The organism is Rhodoferax sp. GW822-FHT04A08 (genome assembly GCF_058801025.1).
In genome coordinates, this window is record NZ_JBXAMW010000002.1 from 80,495 (window position 1) to 96,113 (window position 15,619).

General features: G+C 63.4%; 15 protein-coding genes. 3 read left to right on the forward strand and 12 right to left on the reverse strand.

Going from position 1 to position 15,619, the window contains the following annotated elements; all coding sequences use genetic code 11:
• The 12 genes from AC1RMF_RS04935 to AC1RMF_RS04990 form a co-directional block, all read right to left on the reverse strand.
• Window positions 1–1,224 (reverse strand): MFS transporter, encoded by a 1,224-nt coding sequence (locus AC1RMF_RS04935; RefSeq protein ID WP_493140069.1) that lies wholly within the window; start codon window positions 1,222–1,224, stop codon window positions 1–3.
• 59 nt (window positions 1,225–1,283) lie between these two features.
• The gene (gene acuI, locus AC1RMF_RS04940) at window positions 1,284–2,261 is read right to left on the reverse strand and encodes an acrylyl-CoA reductase (NADPH) (protein WP_493140071.1); all 978 of its coding nucleotides are present in this window, start codon (window positions 2,259–2,261) and stop codon (window positions 1,284–1,286) included.
• A gap of 40 nt (window positions 2,262–2,301) precedes the next feature.
• Window positions 2,302–3,723: an efflux transporter outer membrane subunit gene (locus AC1RMF_RS04945; protein ID WP_493140073.1), complete on the reverse strand. Its 1,422-nt coding sequence runs from the start codon at window positions 3,721–3,723 to the stop codon at window positions 2,302–2,304.
• Window positions 3,720–6,899 (reverse strand): efflux RND transporter permease subunit, encoded by a 3,180-nt coding sequence (locus AC1RMF_RS04950; RefSeq protein WP_493140075.1) that lies wholly within the window; start codon window positions 6,897–6,899, stop codon window positions 3,720–3,722. Before AC1RMF_RS04950 ends, AC1RMF_RS04945 begins: the two co-directional genes overlap by 4 nt.
• Window positions 6,900–6,911: 12 nt before the next feature.
• Window positions 6,912–8,162 (reverse strand): efflux RND transporter periplasmic adaptor subunit, encoded by a 1,251-nt coding sequence (locus AC1RMF_RS04955; protein ID WP_342616325.1) that lies wholly within the window; start codon window positions 8,160–8,162, stop codon window positions 6,912–6,914.
• Between the two features lie 157 nt (window positions 8,163–8,319).
• On the reverse strand, window positions 8,320–8,958 hold the full coding sequence (locus AC1RMF_RS04960) for a histidine phosphatase family protein (RefSeq protein ID WP_493140078.1): 639 nt from the start codon (window positions 8,956–8,958) through the stop codon (window positions 8,320–8,322).
• On the reverse strand, window positions 8,958–9,566 hold the full coding sequence (locus AC1RMF_RS04965; protein ID WP_493140080.1) for a DUF4136 domain-containing protein: 609 nt from the start codon (window positions 9,564–9,566) through the stop codon (window positions 8,958–8,960). The genes AC1RMF_RS04960 and AC1RMF_RS04965 overlap by 1 nt, the downstream gene beginning before the upstream one ends.
• A 2-nt stretch (window positions 9,567–9,568) precedes the next feature.
• Window positions 9,569–10,492, reverse strand: coding sequence for a tRNA 2-thiocytidine(32) synthetase TtcA (ttcA, locus tag AC1RMF_RS04970; RefSeq protein ID WP_493140082.1), 924 nt, complete (start codon window positions 10,490–10,492; stop codon window positions 9,569–9,571).
• On the reverse strand, window positions 10,489–10,887 hold the full coding sequence (locus AC1RMF_RS04975) for a dihydroneopterin aldolase (protein ID WP_342616321.1): 399 nt from the start codon (window positions 10,885–10,887) through the stop codon (window positions 10,489–10,491). Before AC1RMF_RS04975 ends, ttcA begins: the two co-directional genes overlap by 4 nt.
• Window positions 10,884–11,282, reverse strand: coding sequence for a dihydroneopterin aldolase (locus AC1RMF_RS04980; RefSeq protein ID WP_493140085.1), 399 nt, complete (start codon window positions 11,280–11,282; stop codon window positions 10,884–10,886). Before AC1RMF_RS04980 ends, AC1RMF_RS04975 begins: the two co-directional genes overlap by 4 nt.
• Window positions 11,279–12,094: an SDR family oxidoreductase gene (locus tag AC1RMF_RS04985; RefSeq protein ID WP_493140087.1), complete on the reverse strand. Its 816-nt coding sequence runs from the start codon at window positions 12,092–12,094 to the stop codon at window positions 11,279–11,281. The genes AC1RMF_RS04980 and AC1RMF_RS04985 overlap by 4 nt, the downstream gene beginning before the upstream one ends.
• Window positions 12,081–12,914, reverse strand: a complete 834-nt coding sequence (locus AC1RMF_RS04990) for an SDR family NAD(P)-dependent oxidoreductase (protein ID WP_493140089.1) — start codon at window positions 12,912–12,914, stop codon at window positions 12,081–12,083. Before AC1RMF_RS04990 ends, AC1RMF_RS04985 begins: the two co-directional genes overlap by 14 nt.
• A gap of 112 nt (window positions 12,915–13,026) precedes the next feature.
• On the opposite strand from AC1RMF_RS04990, the gene AC1RMF_RS04995 reads away from it, so the two are divergent.
• From AC1RMF_RS04995 to AC1RMF_RS05005, 3 genes are all read left to right on the forward strand, one after another.
• A complete protein-coding gene (locus AC1RMF_RS04995; protein WP_493140783.1) occupies window positions 13,027–14,106 on the forward strand; it encodes a class I SAM-dependent methyltransferase in 1,080 nt (359 codons plus the stop codon).
• A 129-nt stretch (window positions 14,107–14,235) separates the two neighbouring features.
• Window positions 14,236–14,604: a phosphomannose isomerase type II C-terminal cupin domain gene (locus tag AC1RMF_RS05000; RefSeq protein WP_342616317.1), complete on the forward strand. Its 369-nt coding sequence runs from the start codon at window positions 14,236–14,238 to the stop codon at window positions 14,602–14,604.
• Between the two features lie 31 nt (window positions 14,605–14,635).
• Complete coding sequence (locus AC1RMF_RS05005) at window positions 14,636–15,619, forward strand: ROK family protein (RefSeq protein ID WP_493140091.1); 984 nt, start codon at window positions 14,636–14,638, stop codon at window positions 15,617–15,619.

Genomic DNA, 15,619 nt, shown 5'->3' on the forward strand with positions numbered 1-15,619 from the left:
TCAAGTTCTCTGTTGGAATCGGTGTGCGATGGCACCCAGTCGTGTGCCGTCAAGGGTGGGCGATGATAGTGCCAGCAGCCAGGCACGGCGCAGTAACCACGCAACAACCACGGCATTGAGCAGGTTGAATGCAATGCCATTCAGAAATGCGGCACGGTAGGAGCCGGTCCAATCGAAGATGGCACCCGACATCCAGCCCCCCAGCGCCATGCCAAAGAGCGTGGCCATCAGCACCGTGCCCACCCGTGCGCCAGCCTGGCCGGGTTGGCAATATTCGCGAACGATGAGCGCATAGCATGGCACGATGCCGCCCTGGAACAGCCCGAACAGGCCGGAGATCACATACAGCGGCACGAGACCCTTGAAGGGCAGGAACAGCAACAAGGCCAGCATCTGCAGGAGCGAACCGATCAGGAGCGTGATCAGTCCGCCCAGGTGATCCGACAGCCAGCCCGACACCAACCGACTCACAATGCCGGCACCCAGCATCAGTGACAGCATTTGCGCGCCCTGCGTGGCGCCCAGCCCCAGGTCGGTGCAATAGGCCACGATGTGGACCTGCGGCATGGACATGGCCACGCAACACGACAGACCCGCAATGCTCAGCAACCCCGTGAAGAGATTGACGTTCAGGTTCAGAGGCCGGTCGGGCACCGCACCGGCAACCGTCGCAGCTTGGCCCGCGTGCGGCGCGCGTGTCACTACGGGCGGCCGGCGCTTGAGCACCAACGCCAGCGGCAACATGCTCGCCAGACAAAAGAATCCGATGGCCGAATAGGCAGAACGCCAGCCCCAGAGCTCCACCAGATGCTGCGCCACCGGAGGCCAGACAGCACCGGCCACATAGTTGCCGCTCATGCAGATGGCCAGCGCAATGCCGCGCCTGCGTGTGAACCACTGCGAGGTGTCGGCTACCAGCGGCGCAAATGTGGCAGAACTGCCCAGCATGCCAATGAGCAAGCCTTGGGCCAGATTGAACTGCCACAGGTCGTGCGCCGACCCGGCCACCAGAAAGCCCGAACCCAGCGCCACGCCTCCCAGCAACACCGGCACCATCACGCCAAAGCGGTCCGCCAGCCGGCCCATGAGAATGCCGCCCACGCCAAACCCCACCAATGTCATGGCGTATGGAAACGAAGCTTGCGCGCGCCCCACGGTAAATTCCTGCTGGATGCGTGGCAGCACCACGGTGATGGCGTACATGCCGCTGCCGCCGATGGTCATCAACGTCAGCGAAACCAGCAGCCGCAGCCAGGCGTAGGCTGATTCGCCCTGCGGCTGGCTTATGGCTTCACCACGACCCGGCCGCGTACCTTGCCCTGCAGCAGCTCTGCGGCCACGCCAATGGCTTGCTCCAGGCTGATCTCGGTGGTGAGCGCTTCCAGCTTGGCCACGTCCAGATCACGTGCCAGCCGTGCCCAAGCCTCTTCGCGTTTGGCAAGAGGCGCCATGACGCTGTCAATGCCGTAAAGCGTGATGCCACGCAAGATGAACGGCGCCACCGATGCGGGAAAATCCATGCCCTGCGCCAGACCGCATGCCGCCACGGCGCCGCCATAGCGGGTCGCAGCGCAGGCATTGGCCAGGGTATGGCTGCCCACACTGTCCACCACAGCGGCCCAGCGTTCCTTGGCCAGCGGTTTACCCGGGCCGGAGAGTTCATTGCGATCGATCACGCTGCTGGCGCCCAACGACTGCAGATAAGGCGCTTCTTCCAGACGGCCGGTTGATGCGACCACTGTGTAGCCTAGTTTGGATAAAAGGGACACGGCCACGCTGCCCACGCCGCCGCTGGCACCGGTCACCAGCACCTCACCATCAGTGGGGCGCACGCCGTGTTTTTCCAATGCCATGACGCACAGCATGGCGGTATAGCCCGCAGTACCGATGGCCATGGCCTGCCGTGTGGTGAAAGCTGCGGGCAAAGCCACCAGCCACTCTCCTTTGACACGCGCCGTCTGGGCTAGGCCACCACTGTGCGATTCACCTACACCCCAGCCGTTGAGGACTACTTTGTCGCCCACCTTCCAGCGCGGGTTCTGGCTGGAATACACCGTGCCGGCAAAGTCGATGCCTGGCACCAATGGAAACTTGCGCACCACCGGTGATTTGCCGGTGATGGCCAAGCCGTCCTTGTAGTTGAGGGTGGACCACTCCACACCCACCGTCACATCACCGTCGCCCAGCACGGAGTCATCCACGCTTTGCACCGAGGCACCGTAAACACCATCGGTCTTGGTGACCAGAATTCCTTTGAACATGCTTATCTCCTTGTTTTTTTCGCCCTTGCAGGCCAACACGCTAGGACTTGGCCGCTGCGTTCCAGCCGCCACCCAATACCCGGTACAGCGTTGCCTGATTCTGCAGGACCTGGGACCGGAGCTGCAGCTCTGCCTGTTGCGAAGCAAACAGGGAACGCTGGGCATCCAGCACCTCCAGATAGCTGCTGGCGCCATTCTTGTAGCGCAGCTCGGTCAGCCGGGTGCGTTCGGTTTCCGCAAGCGTCTGCGCCTGTTGCGACTTGAGCTGGTCACCCAGGGTGGCGCGCCCCGCAAGGGCGTCGGCCACTTCTCGGAAGGCGGACTGGATGGCCTTTTCGTACTGGGCAACGGCGATGTCGCGCGCGGTCTTGGCCACTGTCAGATTGGCCTCATTGCGTCCGGCATCGAAGATGGGCAGCAGCAACTGCGGAACAAAACTCCAGGCGAAGGTACCGTCCTTGAACAGGTCCTGCAGCTCGCTGCTGACGCTGCCAGCGCTGGCCGTCAGCAGGATCTTGGGAAAGAAGGCTGCACGGGCTGCGCCGATATTGGCATTGGCCGCCAGCAACAGTTGCTCGGCCTGGACCACGTCGGGTCGGCGCAGCAGCACCTCGCTGGGCACACCAGTGGGCAGCTCGGGCAATGGCGTGGTGAGCTGCGCACTGCCAGCCACCAGCTCGCTCGGCGCCGCTTGCCCTAGCAGCAGATTGAGCGCGTTCTCGTCGAGCATGCGCTGGCGCGTGGTTTGCGCCAGGCTCACACGTGCGGCTTCCAGCAGCGACTGGGCTTGGCTCAGGTCCAGTTGGGAACTGGCGCCGTTGTCAAAGCGCAGTCTGGTGAGCTTGAAAGACTCTTCCCGGGTCTTGGTGGTTTGCTGCGACAGCTCCAGCAACGCGGTATCCGCCTGCAACGCAAAGTAGGCATTGGCCACGGCGCCGACCAGGCTGATCTGTGCTGCCTTGCCGGCCTCGGTGCTCGCCAGGTATTGCGCAAAGGCGGCATCCGACTGGCTGCGCAGGCGGTCGAACAGGTCCACTTCATAGGATGTGACGAGCAGACCCGCGCTGTAACTGCTGGTGACCGCGCCGGTAGTCGTCGTTCCTCGGGTCAGGCTCAGTCCGGCATTCACCGTGGGCCACCGGTCGGCCTTGCGCACGTCCACTGTGGCGCGCGCCTGCTCCACGTTGAGCAGTGCCACGCGTAGGTCCCGGTTGTTTTCCAGCGCAATGCGGATCAGCTTTTGCAGACGTTCATCGGCAAAGAAGTCTTGCCAGGGAGTGTCTGCTGCCGCGGCGCCTGCCGTGCCTGCAGCTGCAGGAAACTGCGCCGGAACGGGCGCAGCGGGGCGTTGGTAATCGGGCGCCATGCTGCCGCAAGCAGCCAGTGTGGCTGTCAGTATGGCCAGGCTTGCGGCCTTGAACGGGAAAGCCAACGACGGGGAAGATTTCACGGCGCGGGTCATACGTGGTCCTCCGGCTCTACCGCCACAGGCGCCGCCAGTTCACCCTCCTGCTTTTCGTGGGCGTACATGCGGCGCTGGCGCTCGCTGCCCTTGAAGATGCGGCGCACCACCACAAAGAACACGGGCGTAAAGAAGACAGACAGCGCCGTGGCGGAAATCATGCCGCCCATCACGCCGGTACCGATGGCGCGCTGGCTGGCAGAACCTGCGCCGCTTGCAACCACCAGTGGCAGCACGCCCAGGATGAAGGCCATGGAGGTCATCAGAATCGGCCGGAAGCGCAGATGCACGGCTTCCAGCACAGCCTCTACCAGCCCCTTGCCCTGCGCATGCAGGTCCTTGGCGAACTCGATGATCAGCACCGCGTTCTTGGCCGACAGGCCGATGATGGTGATCAGGCCGACCTTGAAGTAGATGTCATTCTCCAACCCGCGCAGATGCGCTGCCACGGTCACGCCCAGCACGCCCAGCGGCACCACCAGAATCACGGCAAACGGGATAGACCAGCTCTCATACAGCGCGGCCAGACACAGGAACACCGCCAGCAGCGAGAAGGCAAACAGGATGGTCGCCGTCGAGCCGGAGAGCTTTTCTTCATAGGTCTGCCCCGTCCACTCATAGGCAAAGCCGGGCGGCAGCTGGGACGCCAGACGCTCCATCTCGGCAATTGCCGTACCCGTGCTGTTGCCGGGTGCGGGCTCGCCCGAGATCCGCATGGTGGGGAAGCCGTTGTAGCGGATGGTCTGCATCGGGCCGGTCACCCATTCGGTGCTGGCAAAGGCGGAGAACGGCACGGTCTGGCCGCTGCTGTTGAGCACGTTCAAGCGCAACAGGTCTTCGGGCTGCATGCGCGTGGGCGCATCACCCTGGACCACCACCCGTTGCAGCCGGCCGGCGTTGGGGAAGTCGTTCACGTAGCTGGAGCCCAGCGCGGTGGAGATCACTGCATTGATGGCGGAGAAGTTCACGCCCAGGGCGCTGGCCTTGTCGCGATCGATATTGAGCTGCAGCTGCGATGCGTCTTCCAGACCATCGGGGCGCACGGCAGTAAGCACCTTGCTTTGTGCGGCCAAGCCCAGCAGCTGGTTGCGTGCAGCCAGCAGGGCGTCATGCCCATTGCCGCCACGGTCCTGCAGCCGGAAGCTGAAGCCGTTGGAGCGGCCCAGCTCGGGAATGGGCGGCGGGCTCAAGGGAAAGATGAACGCATCGCGAATGCCCATCAAGGCACCGAATGCCTTGCCCGCCAGGGATTTGGCTGCATGCTCGGCGCCGGTGCGCTCTTTCCAGTCCTTGAGCGCCACGAAGCCCAGCGCCGCATTCTGGCCGGTACCGGAGAAGCTGAAGCCCAGCACGCTGACCATGTCGGCCACCTCAGGCTGCTTGAGCATGAACTGCTCGACCTGCGTCATCACGTCGCTGGTGCGGTTGACAGTGGCCCCTGGCGGCAGCTGCACGTTGACCAGGATGGTGCCCTGGTCTTCATTGGGCAGGAACGAGGTGGGCAGTCTGCCGAAGAGGATGACCACGCAGGCAATGATGACGCCGTAGATGACCAAGAAGCGCCCGGTGCGCTTGAGCACGCGCGCCACCAGACCCTCATAGCCATGGGTGGTGCGAGTAAAGCCCCGGTTGAACCAGCCGAAGAAGCCGCTCTTGGCATGGTGGTGCCCGGCCTGCACCGGCTTGAGCAGCGTGGCGCACAGGGCCGGCGTGAACGACAGCGCCATGAAGGCCGAGAACAGGATGGAGCTGAGCATCACCACCGCAAACTGACGGTAGATGTTGCCCACCGATCCGCTGAAGAAAATCAGCGGCACGAACACCGACACCAGCACCACGGTCACACCGATGATGGCGCCGGAGATCTGGCCCATGGCCTTGCGCGTGGCCATCAGCGGGTGCAGCCCCTCGGTACTCATGATGCGCTCGACGTTTTCCACCACCACGATGGCATCGTCCACCACAATGCCGATCACCAGCACCATGCCGAACATGGTCAGCACGTTGATGGAATAGCCCAGCGCCAGCAGCGTGGCAAAGGTGCCCATCAGCGTGATGGGTACCACCAATGTCGGAATGATGGTGTAGCGGATGTTCTGCAGGAACAGGAGCATCACCAGGAACACCAGCACCACGGCTTCGAGCAGCGTCTCCACCACCTGGCGGATGGAGATGTCCACGAACTTGGAGCTGTCATAGGGAATGGTGGCTTTCACGCCGGGCGGGAAATAGCGCGAAAGCTCGTCCAGACGTTTGCGTATGGCCTTGGCCGTTGCCAGCGCGTTGCCGCTGGGCGCCAGTTGCACGCCAATGCCGCTGGACGGTTTGCCATTGAGGCGCGCCTGCGTGCCATAGGACTGGGCACCCAGCTCGATACGGGCCACGTCGCGCAGCCGCACGGCGGAGCCGTCCGCATTGGCGCGCAGCACAATGTTGCCGAACTCGTTGGCGGAACTGAGCTGCCCCTTGACCACCACAGCGGCAAAGATCGACTGCCCCGGCACATTGGGCAGATCGCCAATGGTGCCCGAGGTGACCTGCGCGTTCTGCGCGGCAATGGCGCTGTTCACATCCACGCTGGAGAGCTTGTAGCCCACCAGCTTGGCCGGGTCGATCCAGATGCGCATGGCACGCTCTGTACCAAACAACTGCGCCTGGCCGACGCCGGGCACACGCTGGATTTCGGGCAGCACATTGCGCGAGGCGTAGTCACCCAATGCCACCGGGTCGTAGTCCGGGTTATCGGAGGACAGAATGGTGAACAGCAGGAAGTTGGAGCGCGACTTGTCCACCCGCACGCCGTTCTGTGTCACGGCGGCCGGCAAGCGCGGTGACGCGCGGCTGAGCCGGTTCTGCACATCCACCTGCGCCAGATCGGGATTGGTGCTGGGGTCGTAACTCAGGGTGATGGAGCCGCTGCCATCGGCCTGCGCCACCGACTCCATGTACAGAAGACCGGGCGAGCCATTCATCTCGCGCTCGATCACGGACAGCACGCTGTTTTCCATGGTCTGTGCCGTGGCACCCGGATAGGCCGCCGACACTACGATGGACGGTGGCGCCACCGACGGGTATTGCGCCACCGGCAACTGCGTGATGGCAACCGCTCCGGCCACCACGATGAACAAGGCAATCACCCATGCAAAGATGGGCCGGTCGATGAAGAAGCGCGCCATGTTGCGGGCCTCTCAGGACTTGGCCGTGCCGGAAGCCGCGGCAGCGGGCGCGCTGGCGGCGGGAGCTGCCGGCGCAGCGGAAGGCGGTGTCCAAGGCACGGGTTTGACCGGCGCCTTGCCCTGCATTTTCTGGAAGCCGTCCACCACCACCTGCTCGCCGTCCTTCAGGCCGGAGAGCACCACCCACTGGCCGTCCTTGCCAGAGCCCACCTTGACGGTACGCGTCTCGACCACTCCGTCAGCACCCACCACCTTGACGCTGTCTCCTTGCGACGTACGCTGCACCGCCTGTTGCGGCAACAGGATGGCACCACCCGCAGCCGCCTGCTGCAACTGGGCCCGCACATACATGCCGGGCAGCAGCACACCCTTGGGGTTGGGCACTTCGGCACGCAAGGTGATCTGACCCGAAGTCGGATCCACGCTCAGGTCGCTGAACAAGAGCTTGCCGGGGATGGGATAGGTGCTGCCGTCGTCGAGCACGATGCGCACCTGAGCCGATTCGGCGCCTCCAGCGGTCTTGAGCTGGCCACTGGCAATGGCTGCACGCAGGCGCAGCACATCCGCCACCGGCTGGGTGAAGTTGATGTACATGGGGTTGATCTGCTGCACCAGTGCCAGTTGCGTGGCTTCGCCCTGCCCCACCAGCGCACCTTCCGTCACCAGGGCGCGGCCAATGCGACCCGAGATGGGTGTGGTCACGGTGGCGTAGCCCACATTGATTTGCGCGGTCTGGATTGCCGCCTTGGCAGAAGCCACATCCGCCTCGGCCAACTTCTGTGCAGCCACGGCAGAGACCAGGTCCTGCTGACTCACGGCATTGGCTTCTGCCAGCGGTTTGTACCGGTCCGCCTGGGCCTTGGCCTGCGTCAGATTGGCTTCCGCCCGCGCCAGGCTGGCCTGAGCGCTGGCCAGTGCGGCACGGTAGGGCGCATCATCGATCTGGAACAGCGTCTGGTTGGCGCGCACCTCGCTGCCTTCGGTAAAGCGAATGCTCTGCAGAATGCCAGCGGCACGTGCACGCACCTGGGCCACGCGCGAAGCCTCGGTACGTCCGGGTAGTTCGGTCACCAGGCCCACGGTGGTCCGCGCCACGGTCACCACGCCAACCTGCGCGGGCGGTGGTGCCTGGGATGCTCCGGCTGCAGGGGGGGCTGCTGACTGACCACACGCAGCCAGCAAAGCCACCGAGCACAGAACCATCAGAGAAGAGGCAGAGGAGACAGGCCAAGCGCAGGCCACCGCTTTTCGCAATACGGACATCAGAGAACCCTTCTGAAAAGCAAGCGGGGGCCCACAGGCCCCGCTATGAAATGACTATGGGCACTGCAAATTTGCGGGTTGCAGATGCGCCAAGCCAGTATAGCCAACAGGGGCAATCCCCCCTGTGCGACCACAGTATCCAAACTGTGGACACATTTCAGGTGCCGTATTCGTCCCTGACGGCCTCATCCAGATGCCGGGTATCGGCCCAGCCGACCAGCGTCAGCGCGTCGGGTGTCCAGAGCAGGCGGTTGATGGCGGCGTTGCCCAGCTCCCAACTGCGGGGAGCGCTGACACTTTGGCGCGTGGCCAGGCGATACAGCATGTCCATCACGCCACCGTGCGAAACCAGCACGATCTGCCCACCCAGGTGGCGCGCGGCAATTTCGTTGACGGTCCGCGCCACCCGCTCCATGACCTGCGTCGGGCTCTCGCCGCCTTCCGGTGCAAAGTGTGGGTCACGGATGCGCCAGAGCCTGGACTCTTCGGGCCAGCGCTCTTCAATGGCGGCATAGGTCTGGCCTTCAAACTTGCCAAAGGCACGTTCGCGCAAGCCTTTATGGGTCTGCACCGCCAGGCGTTTTGCCGCAATGGCCTGGGCCGTGCTGTAGGCACGTGAGAGATCGCTGGCGTATATGGCATCCACAGGCTCGTCCGCCAGCGCAAGTCCAGCCTGCTGCGCCTGCCAGCGGCCCTTGTCGTTCAGCCCGATGTCGAGCTGCCCCTGAATGCGCGTATCCACATTCCAGGCGGTCTCGCCGTGGCGTACGGCGATGATGCGGGTGGCAACGGGCATCAGGGCTGCTGAGCCGGGCCTCCCGGCAATTCGATATTCACCTTGCGCGGTCCAGCAGGCGGTTGGGGATAGTCTTGCAGGGCGGCCTGCAGCAGAACCGGCAGCAGATTGCCGCTGTCACTCCAGGTGCCATCAAAGCTGGCGGATGTTTCATACACCACCTGCCCGGATGTCAGCTCACGCATCAGCACATGCACGCCATGCCGGTACCAGACAGGTTCCATCCACGCTCCCATGCCAAAGCCGGAGCGCCATCCCCAGAAGCCACCCATGCCCCCATAGGAAAACGTGTTCTGCAGCACCAGCACCTGCGCGCTCACCTGTACCGAGTAACGCGGCTGGCCTTCTGCGGAAGTGGTCGCGGACTGGGTCAGGCCGACCTGCGCCAGAGCCTTTGCCGCCATGGCTTCCAGCGTGTCCTGCTGCAGCGACTGGGTTTGCGATGGCAGGCGTTCAAAACGATAAGTCGCCGGCCGGACGGCTGCGGTCGTGCCGGTGAAGCTCTGCACGTCGCTGTCGATCATGCGGGTCGTAGAACATCCCGACAACACGGCAAGCGCGAGCACGGCAGCACAACCAGCGATCAGGGCGCGCAAGGACTTCGACATGGTCAGGCCCCAACGACTTGCAAGCCCGGCAGTGCGGGTGCGGGGAACTCTTCTGCATCAAATGCCTTGTCGCCCTCTTCATCGGCAGTACCGGTGGCCTTGACGCCCTTGAAATCAAACAGCTTGGAGTCCATCAGGTGCGAGGGCACCACGTTCTGCAGCGCGGTGAACATGGTCTCGGCGCGCCCGGGGTACTGCTTTTCCCACTCGCGCAACATGTTGCCGATCTGCACCCGCTGCAGGTTCTGCTGGCTGCCGCATAGCGTGCACGGGATGATGGGGAACTGGCGGTGCGCGGCCCAGCGGATCAGGTCCTTTTCGGCCACATAGGCCAGCGGGCGGATCACCACGAACTCGCCGTTGTCGCTGGTGAGCTTGGGTGGCATGCCCTTGACCTTGCCGCCGAAGAACATGTTGAGGAAGAAGGTCTGCAGCATGTCGTCGCGGTGGTGGCCCAGCGCCAGCTTGTTGCACTTCAGGCGCCGCGCCACGCTGTACAGGATGCCCCGGCGCAACCGGCTGCACAGGCTGCACATGGTCTTGCCTTCAGGGATGTTGCGCTTGACGATGGAGTAGGTGTCCTGCGTCTCGATATGGAACTCCACGCCCAGCTTTTGCAGGTATTCGGGCAGGATGTGGTCGGGAAAGCCGGGCTGTTTCTGGTCCAGGTTGACCGCCACAATCTCGAAGCGGATGGGTGCACGCTGCTGCATCTTGAGCAGGATGTCGAGCATGCCGTAGCTGTCCTTGCCACCGGACATGCAGACCATGACGCGGTCGCCCTCCTCGATCATGTTGTAGTCGATGATGGCCTGGCCCATCTGGCGGCACAGGCGCTTTTCCAGCTTGTGGGTTTCGCGTTCTATCTTGGCCTGCTTGTCAACACTCACCGCAGGCGCTTCGTCCTCAACCCACACAGCATTCATTTCACATCTCCTTGCGGCACAGTGGCCCAGTTTCCGGTTTCCATGCGAATGGCCACTTCGCAATCATCAAAAATTTCCAGCTTGGCAATCTTCACCCGGGCGCCGATCACACCCGGCAATTGCATCAGGCGGTGGGTGAGCTTGCCGATCAGCGTTTCCAGCAGATTGACGTGCTCGGACGTGCATTCGTCAATGATGATCTGGCGCACCTTGCGATAGTCCAGCACATGGTTGATCTCGTCGTCCTTGGGCAGCAGCGGCTGGCAGCCCAGGCACAGCTCGGCGTCCACCTGGATCGGTTGCGGTTCGCTGATTTCAGACTCCAGTATGCCCAGACTGGCGTCAAAACGCAGGCCGGTGAGGGTGAGGGTCTGGTTGCCGGTAGCGTGCGTCATACAGTGTCTTTCATTCGGAAAACCTCCACCCCCACCGCCGCCGTGTCCGCGTACACATCGGGCTTGCAGCTCGACAGACGCACGGCCATCACCCGCGGATGGGCCAGCATGCTGCTGGCCAGGTCATCACACAGGGTTTCCTGCAATTCCACGTGGCCGGTGCTCACACGCTGGGCAATGATTTCGCGCACAAAGTCGTAGTCCACCACTTCCGACAGCTGGTCGGCCTGGGGGGTGGACAAGGCATAGGGCACGAAGAGTTCCACGTTGAAGATCACACGCTGTGGCCGCATCTTCTCGAAGTCATGGGCACCGATCTGCACCAGCACCTCATGGTCCCGCAAGAAGATCCGGCGGCAGGTCAGCGCAAGCCGGGTTAGGGGGTCTTGGTTCATGTTGAGGAAGCCAAATTGTCCTGGACCGCATACATCACATCCCGCCTCAGAGGGACCAGATGTTGTCCATTGTCGACACACAGGGTGGTTCCGGTGATGCAGGGGTTTTCTGCCAAGAACACGCAGGTCTGCGCCACCCGTGCCGGATCGAGCGCGCTTTGCATCAGGTTGACCCGTGACGCCTGGTCAAAGTTTTCCTGCGTCTGCGGACCGCTCAGGAACATCAGGCCCGGCGCCACGCCACAGACACGCAGGCGCGGCGCCAGGGCCTGCGCCTGCAGCGCCACGCTGCGCTCCAAAGCCAACTTGCTCACGGTGTAGCTGAAGTAGTCGGGGTTGAGGTTGAACACTTTCTGGTCCAGCACATGCAGGATGCTGCACGCACCCGGTGCTGCATCCGCCGGCAACTGCTGCGCCATCAACGAGGATAGCGACAGCGGTGCGATCAGGTTGACCTCCATCTGGCGACGTACCGAATCGATGTCCAACCGGGCCGCGGCGTCTTCCTCAAACATGGAAGCATTGTTCACCAGGCAGTGCAATGGGCCGCTTTCCTGGGCAATGTGCGTCATCATGCGCTGGCGCTCGGCCTCGCTGGCCAGATCGGCCTGTACCGCGTGGGCTGCAAAACCTTGGGCGCGCAAGGATTCAACCAGCGCCTGTGCCTGTATGTCTGAGCGCTGGTAATGGCACCAGACCTCCCAGCCCGCCTGCGCAAACGCGCGGCATAGCAAGGCGCCGAGGCGCTGCGCGCCGCCGGTCACCAGCACGCGCCGGGGTTGTGTGAACGCGGACATGCTAACGGCGGCCATGGCGACGCACCGGTTCTGCTGGCGGTTCCGGCGGCAGCGCCGGAGCCTGTGGCTTGTCCTTGGGCAATTCCTCTTCCACCAGCAAGGTGGTGCCGCTGATGCTGCCTTCCTGCAAGGCCAGCAGTACCGCGGCCTTGGTGTCGAGGTCGGTGCTGCGGTGGTGGCTGGGCACCGCGGCACTGCGCTCGGCCAGCTTTTCGCCACGCAGCAGGGGCTGGTGTTGGCCCATGATGGGCGCCACGCCCACCACACGCACCAGGGGGCTGAGAGCCAGAGCCAGCATGGAATTGGCCGCATCCAGTGCCGCCTTGGACAGGGTGTACGAGACAAAATCCGGTGTCTGGTTCCATAGCTTCTGGTCCAGCAGATTGACCACCACACCGCGCAGGTCTGGCTGGCGCACTTGGCGTTCCGAGATGTGGGTGTGCAGCGCCTGGCTGATCAGGATAGCTGCACCCGCGTTGCTGCGCATGTGCTTTTCCATGGCGGCGAAGCTGAAGGTGGCCGCTGTGTCATGCTCAAAGGTAGAGGCACAGTTCACCACCGCGTCCACCTGCCCAAAGGCCTCGATCACGCTGGGCAGCAGATTGCGCACCGCCGTCTCGTTGCCCAGGTTGGAGCGAAAGGCCTGCGCGCCTGGGGTGAGACGCGCACAGTCGGCCACCGTCTGGCGTGCCTCTTCCACCGAATCGCGGTAATGCACGGCTACGCGCCAGCCGTGGGCGGCGAGCTTGAGCGCAATTTCACGGCCCAGGCGCTTGGCAGCGCCCGTGACCAATACGGCGGGCGGCAACACGGTGGGGGAGGCGGGGGCAGGCATTGAGGGACAATCCGACGCTGTTATGACAACAACCCCGAGTTTACCCCCCCCCCCTCTTTCCCCGGAAGCTGCCGGTCTTTTGGCTGCCTTGCAGGCGCGCATTGCCGCCGAAATGGAGCAGGCCAACGGCTGGCTGGGGTTTGACCGCTTCATGGCGCTGGCGCTATACGAGCCGGGCCTGGGCTACTACGCCAATGGCTCCACCAAGTTCGGCACCCTGCCCCAGGGCACACTGGAAGCGGATGGTAACCTCAAGGGCGCGGGTAGTGACTTTGTGACCGCACCGGAAATGACGCCCCTGTTCGGCTACGCGCTGGCGCAACAGGTGGCGCAGGCGCTGCAGACCACAGGCACGGCGGACATCTGGGAATTCGGTGCCGGCACGGGCGCCTTGGCCTTGCAGCTCCTCACCGCACTGAAAGCCATGGGCCAGCCGGTGCAGCGCTACACCATCGTGGACCTGTCGGACAGCCTGAAAGAACGGCAACGCCACACCCTGCGTGAGCACCTGGATACCGTGCAATGGGTCAGCGAATTGCCCCCAAGCTTTAGCGGTGTGGTGGTCGGCAATGAAGTGCTGGACGCCATGCCAGTGACCCTGCTGTCACGGGTGCAGGGCCGGTGGTTCGAGCGCGGTGTCAGCCAGAAGGACGGCCAGTGGGTCTGGGAAGACCGCCCCACCGCGCTGCGACCGCCCCTGGAAATCGAAGGCCCGCACGACTACCTGACCGAAATCCATCCGCAGGCACACGCTTTTGTGCACACCCTGGCCGACCGGCTGCAACGGGGCGCGGCGTTCTTTCTGGACTATGGTTTTCCGGAAGCGGAGTACTACCACCCCCAGCGCCACATGGGTACGGTGATGTGCCACCGCGCCCACCGTGCCGACAGCAACCCGCTGGATGCGGTGGGCCTGAAAGACATCACGGCCCACGTCGATTTCACCGGCATCGCCGTGGCCGCGCAGGACGCCGGGCTGGAAGTGCTGGGCTATACCAGCCAGGCACATTTCTTGATGAACTGTGGCCTGATCGACCTGATGCAGAACGCCCCACTGCCCGAGCGCGCCGCGGCGCAAAAGCTGGTGATGGAACACGAGATGGGCGAGCTCTTCAAGGTCATTGGGCTGGTCAAAGGTCCGGTGTTTGAGGCCGTGGGATTTGCCCGTGGTGACCGTACCCATAGGCTCTGATCGCAGTTTGCAAATAAGTGCTTTTTGGGTAACCCGCAAGTAACCCAAACAGCGCTTGCCGGGTTAGCATCGCAGGGGGCGTTTCAACACCCTTTTTTGACCCGCAATCCGTAATATCCACGCAAGCCCATGAGCAGCATCACACGCACCCAAACCATCGAACGAACCATGCGTCCCTGGGGCTGGTACGAAACGATTTCCGAAGAGTCGGGGAACAAGGTCAAGCGCATCGGCGTGCACCCCGGCCAGCAGCTCAGCCTGCAACGTCACGCCCAGCGTGCTGAACACTGGGTCGTGACGCGGGGCACGGCCACGGTGACGCTGGACGACTCCGTTTTTGAACTTCCCCCAGGCGGGCATTGCGACATCGCCCTGGGACAGGTTCATCGACTGGCCAACCGCACGCAGGAGCCGGTGGAAATCGTGGAAGTGCAGTTTGGCAGCTATCTGGGCGAAGACGATATCGAGCGTCTGCAGGACGATTACGGCCGCACCTAAAACAACAAGAGCACATCGATCGGGAAGACACATGAACCACACCACCCACGAACCCAGAATCCATTTGCCCGAGGGTAGCCCTGCCCTGGCCTGTGTCGACATTGGCGGCACCAAAGTGGCCGTCAGCATGGCCGACCACCGTGGCGTACTGGGCAAGGTGGCCGAGCCCACGGCCAAGGAAGGCAACAATGACGCGCTGGGACGGCAAATCATTCGCATGATCGGTGAGAGCTGCGGCCTGGCAGGCGTTCCCGTAGACAGTGTTGGTTCGGTGGGCGTTTCGTCCTGCGGCCCATTTGTGCTCAACGATGGCTTGGTGGAACTGGCTGCACCCAATATCTGCGGCGGTCTGGCTGGCAAGGCGCGTGGACTGCCCAACGACTGGATGAGCGCGCTGCTGGAAGCCCCGCTGCGCGACGCCTTCAAGAACGTGCGCGTGGAAAACGACGGCGTTGGTGCGTTGGAGGCGGAACGTCGCTGGGGCGCGCTCAAGGGCGTGCGCAATTGCGCCTACGTGACCTGGAGTACCGGCATCGGCATGGGCCTGTGCGTGGACGGGCACATTCTGCGCGGCAAGAATGGCAACGCGGGCCATGGCGGCCACATCTTTGTCAGCGACAACGACGACGCACTGTGCGGCTGCGGAATGATTGGCGATGTGGAGGCACTCATTGCCGGCAATTCCATTCCCCGGCGGTTTGCCTCCCAGGGCTATGCCGACGCCTCCGTACTCTTCACCGCAGCACGCAGCGGCGACCAGCGTGCCATCGACATCATCGACTCGCTGTGCCATGTGATGGGGCGTGCCCTGTTCAACATCACCGCGCTGCTGGACCTGCAGCGTATCTCCCTGGGTGGCAGCGTGTTCTGGCACAACCAGGACTACCTGCTGCCCCGTCTGCAGGCCTTCATGCACGGCAAGTTGCCCGCGCTCACCAACGGGCTGGAAATTGTTCCGGCTGGGCTGGGCGAGCGTGTGGGGGACTTTGCGGCACTGGCCCTGGTGATGAAATAG

Bases quoted from the DNA above. Each gene is read 5' to 3' on its own strand.
- AC1RMF_RS04955 (WP_342616325.1), bottom strand. From the start codon at position 8,162: ATGTCCGTATTGCGAAAAGCGGTGGCCTGCGCTTGGCCTGTCTCCTCT.
- ttcA (WP_493140082.1), bottom strand. From the start codon at position 10,492: ATGAATGCTGTGTGGGTTGAGGACGAAGCGCCTGCGGTGAGTGTTGAC.
- AC1RMF_RS04950 (WP_493140075.1), bottom strand. From the start codon at position 6,899: ATGGCGCGCTTCTTCATCGACCGGCCCATCTTTGCATGGGTGATTGCC.
- AC1RMF_RS04965 (WP_493140080.1), bottom strand. From the start codon at position 9,566: ATGTCGAAGTCCTTGCGCGCCCTGATCGCTGGTTGTGCTGCCGTGCTC.
- AC1RMF_RS04975 (WP_342616321.1), bottom strand. From the start codon at position 10,887: ATGACGCACGCTACCGGCAACCAGACCCTCACCCTCACCGGCCTGCGT.
- AC1RMF_RS04945 (WP_493140073.1), bottom strand. From the start codon at position 3,723: ATGACCCGCGCCGTGAAATCTTCCCCGTCGTTGGCTTTCCCGTTCAAG.
- AC1RMF_RS04990 (WP_493140089.1), bottom strand. From the start codon at position 12,914: ATGCCTGCCCCCGCCTCCCCCACCGTGTTGCCGCCCGCCGTATTGGTC.
- AC1RMF_RS04935 (WP_493140069.1), bottom strand. From the start codon at position 1,224: ATGACCATCGGCGGCAGCGGCATGTACGCCATCACCGTGGTGCTGCCA.
- AC1RMF_RS04960 (WP_493140078.1), bottom strand. From the start codon at position 8,958: ATGCCCGTTGCCACCCGCATCATCGCCGTACGCCACGGCGAGACCGCC.
- AC1RMF_RS04980 (WP_493140085.1), bottom strand. From the start codon at position 11,282: ATGAACCAAGACCCCCTAACCCGGCTTGCGCTGACCTGCCGCCGGATC.
- AC1RMF_RS05000 (WP_342616317.1), top strand. From the start codon at position 14,236: ATGAGCAGCATCACACGCACCCAAACCATCGAACGAACCATGCGTCCC.
- AC1RMF_RS04995 (WP_493140783.1), top strand. From the start codon at position 13,027: ATGGAGCAGGCCAACGGCTGGCTGGGGTTTGACCGCTTCATGGCGCTG.
- AC1RMF_RS04985 (WP_493140087.1), bottom strand. From the start codon at position 12,094: ATGGCCGCCGTTAGCATGTCCGCGTTCACACAACCCCGGCGCGTGCTG.
- AC1RMF_RS05005 (WP_493140091.1), top strand. From the start codon at position 14,636: ATGAACCACACCACCCACGAACCCAGAATCCATTTGCCCGAGGGTAGC.
- acuI (WP_493140071.1), bottom strand. From the start codon at position 2,261: ATGTTCAAAGGAATTCTGGTCACCAAGACCGATGGTGTTTACGGTGCC.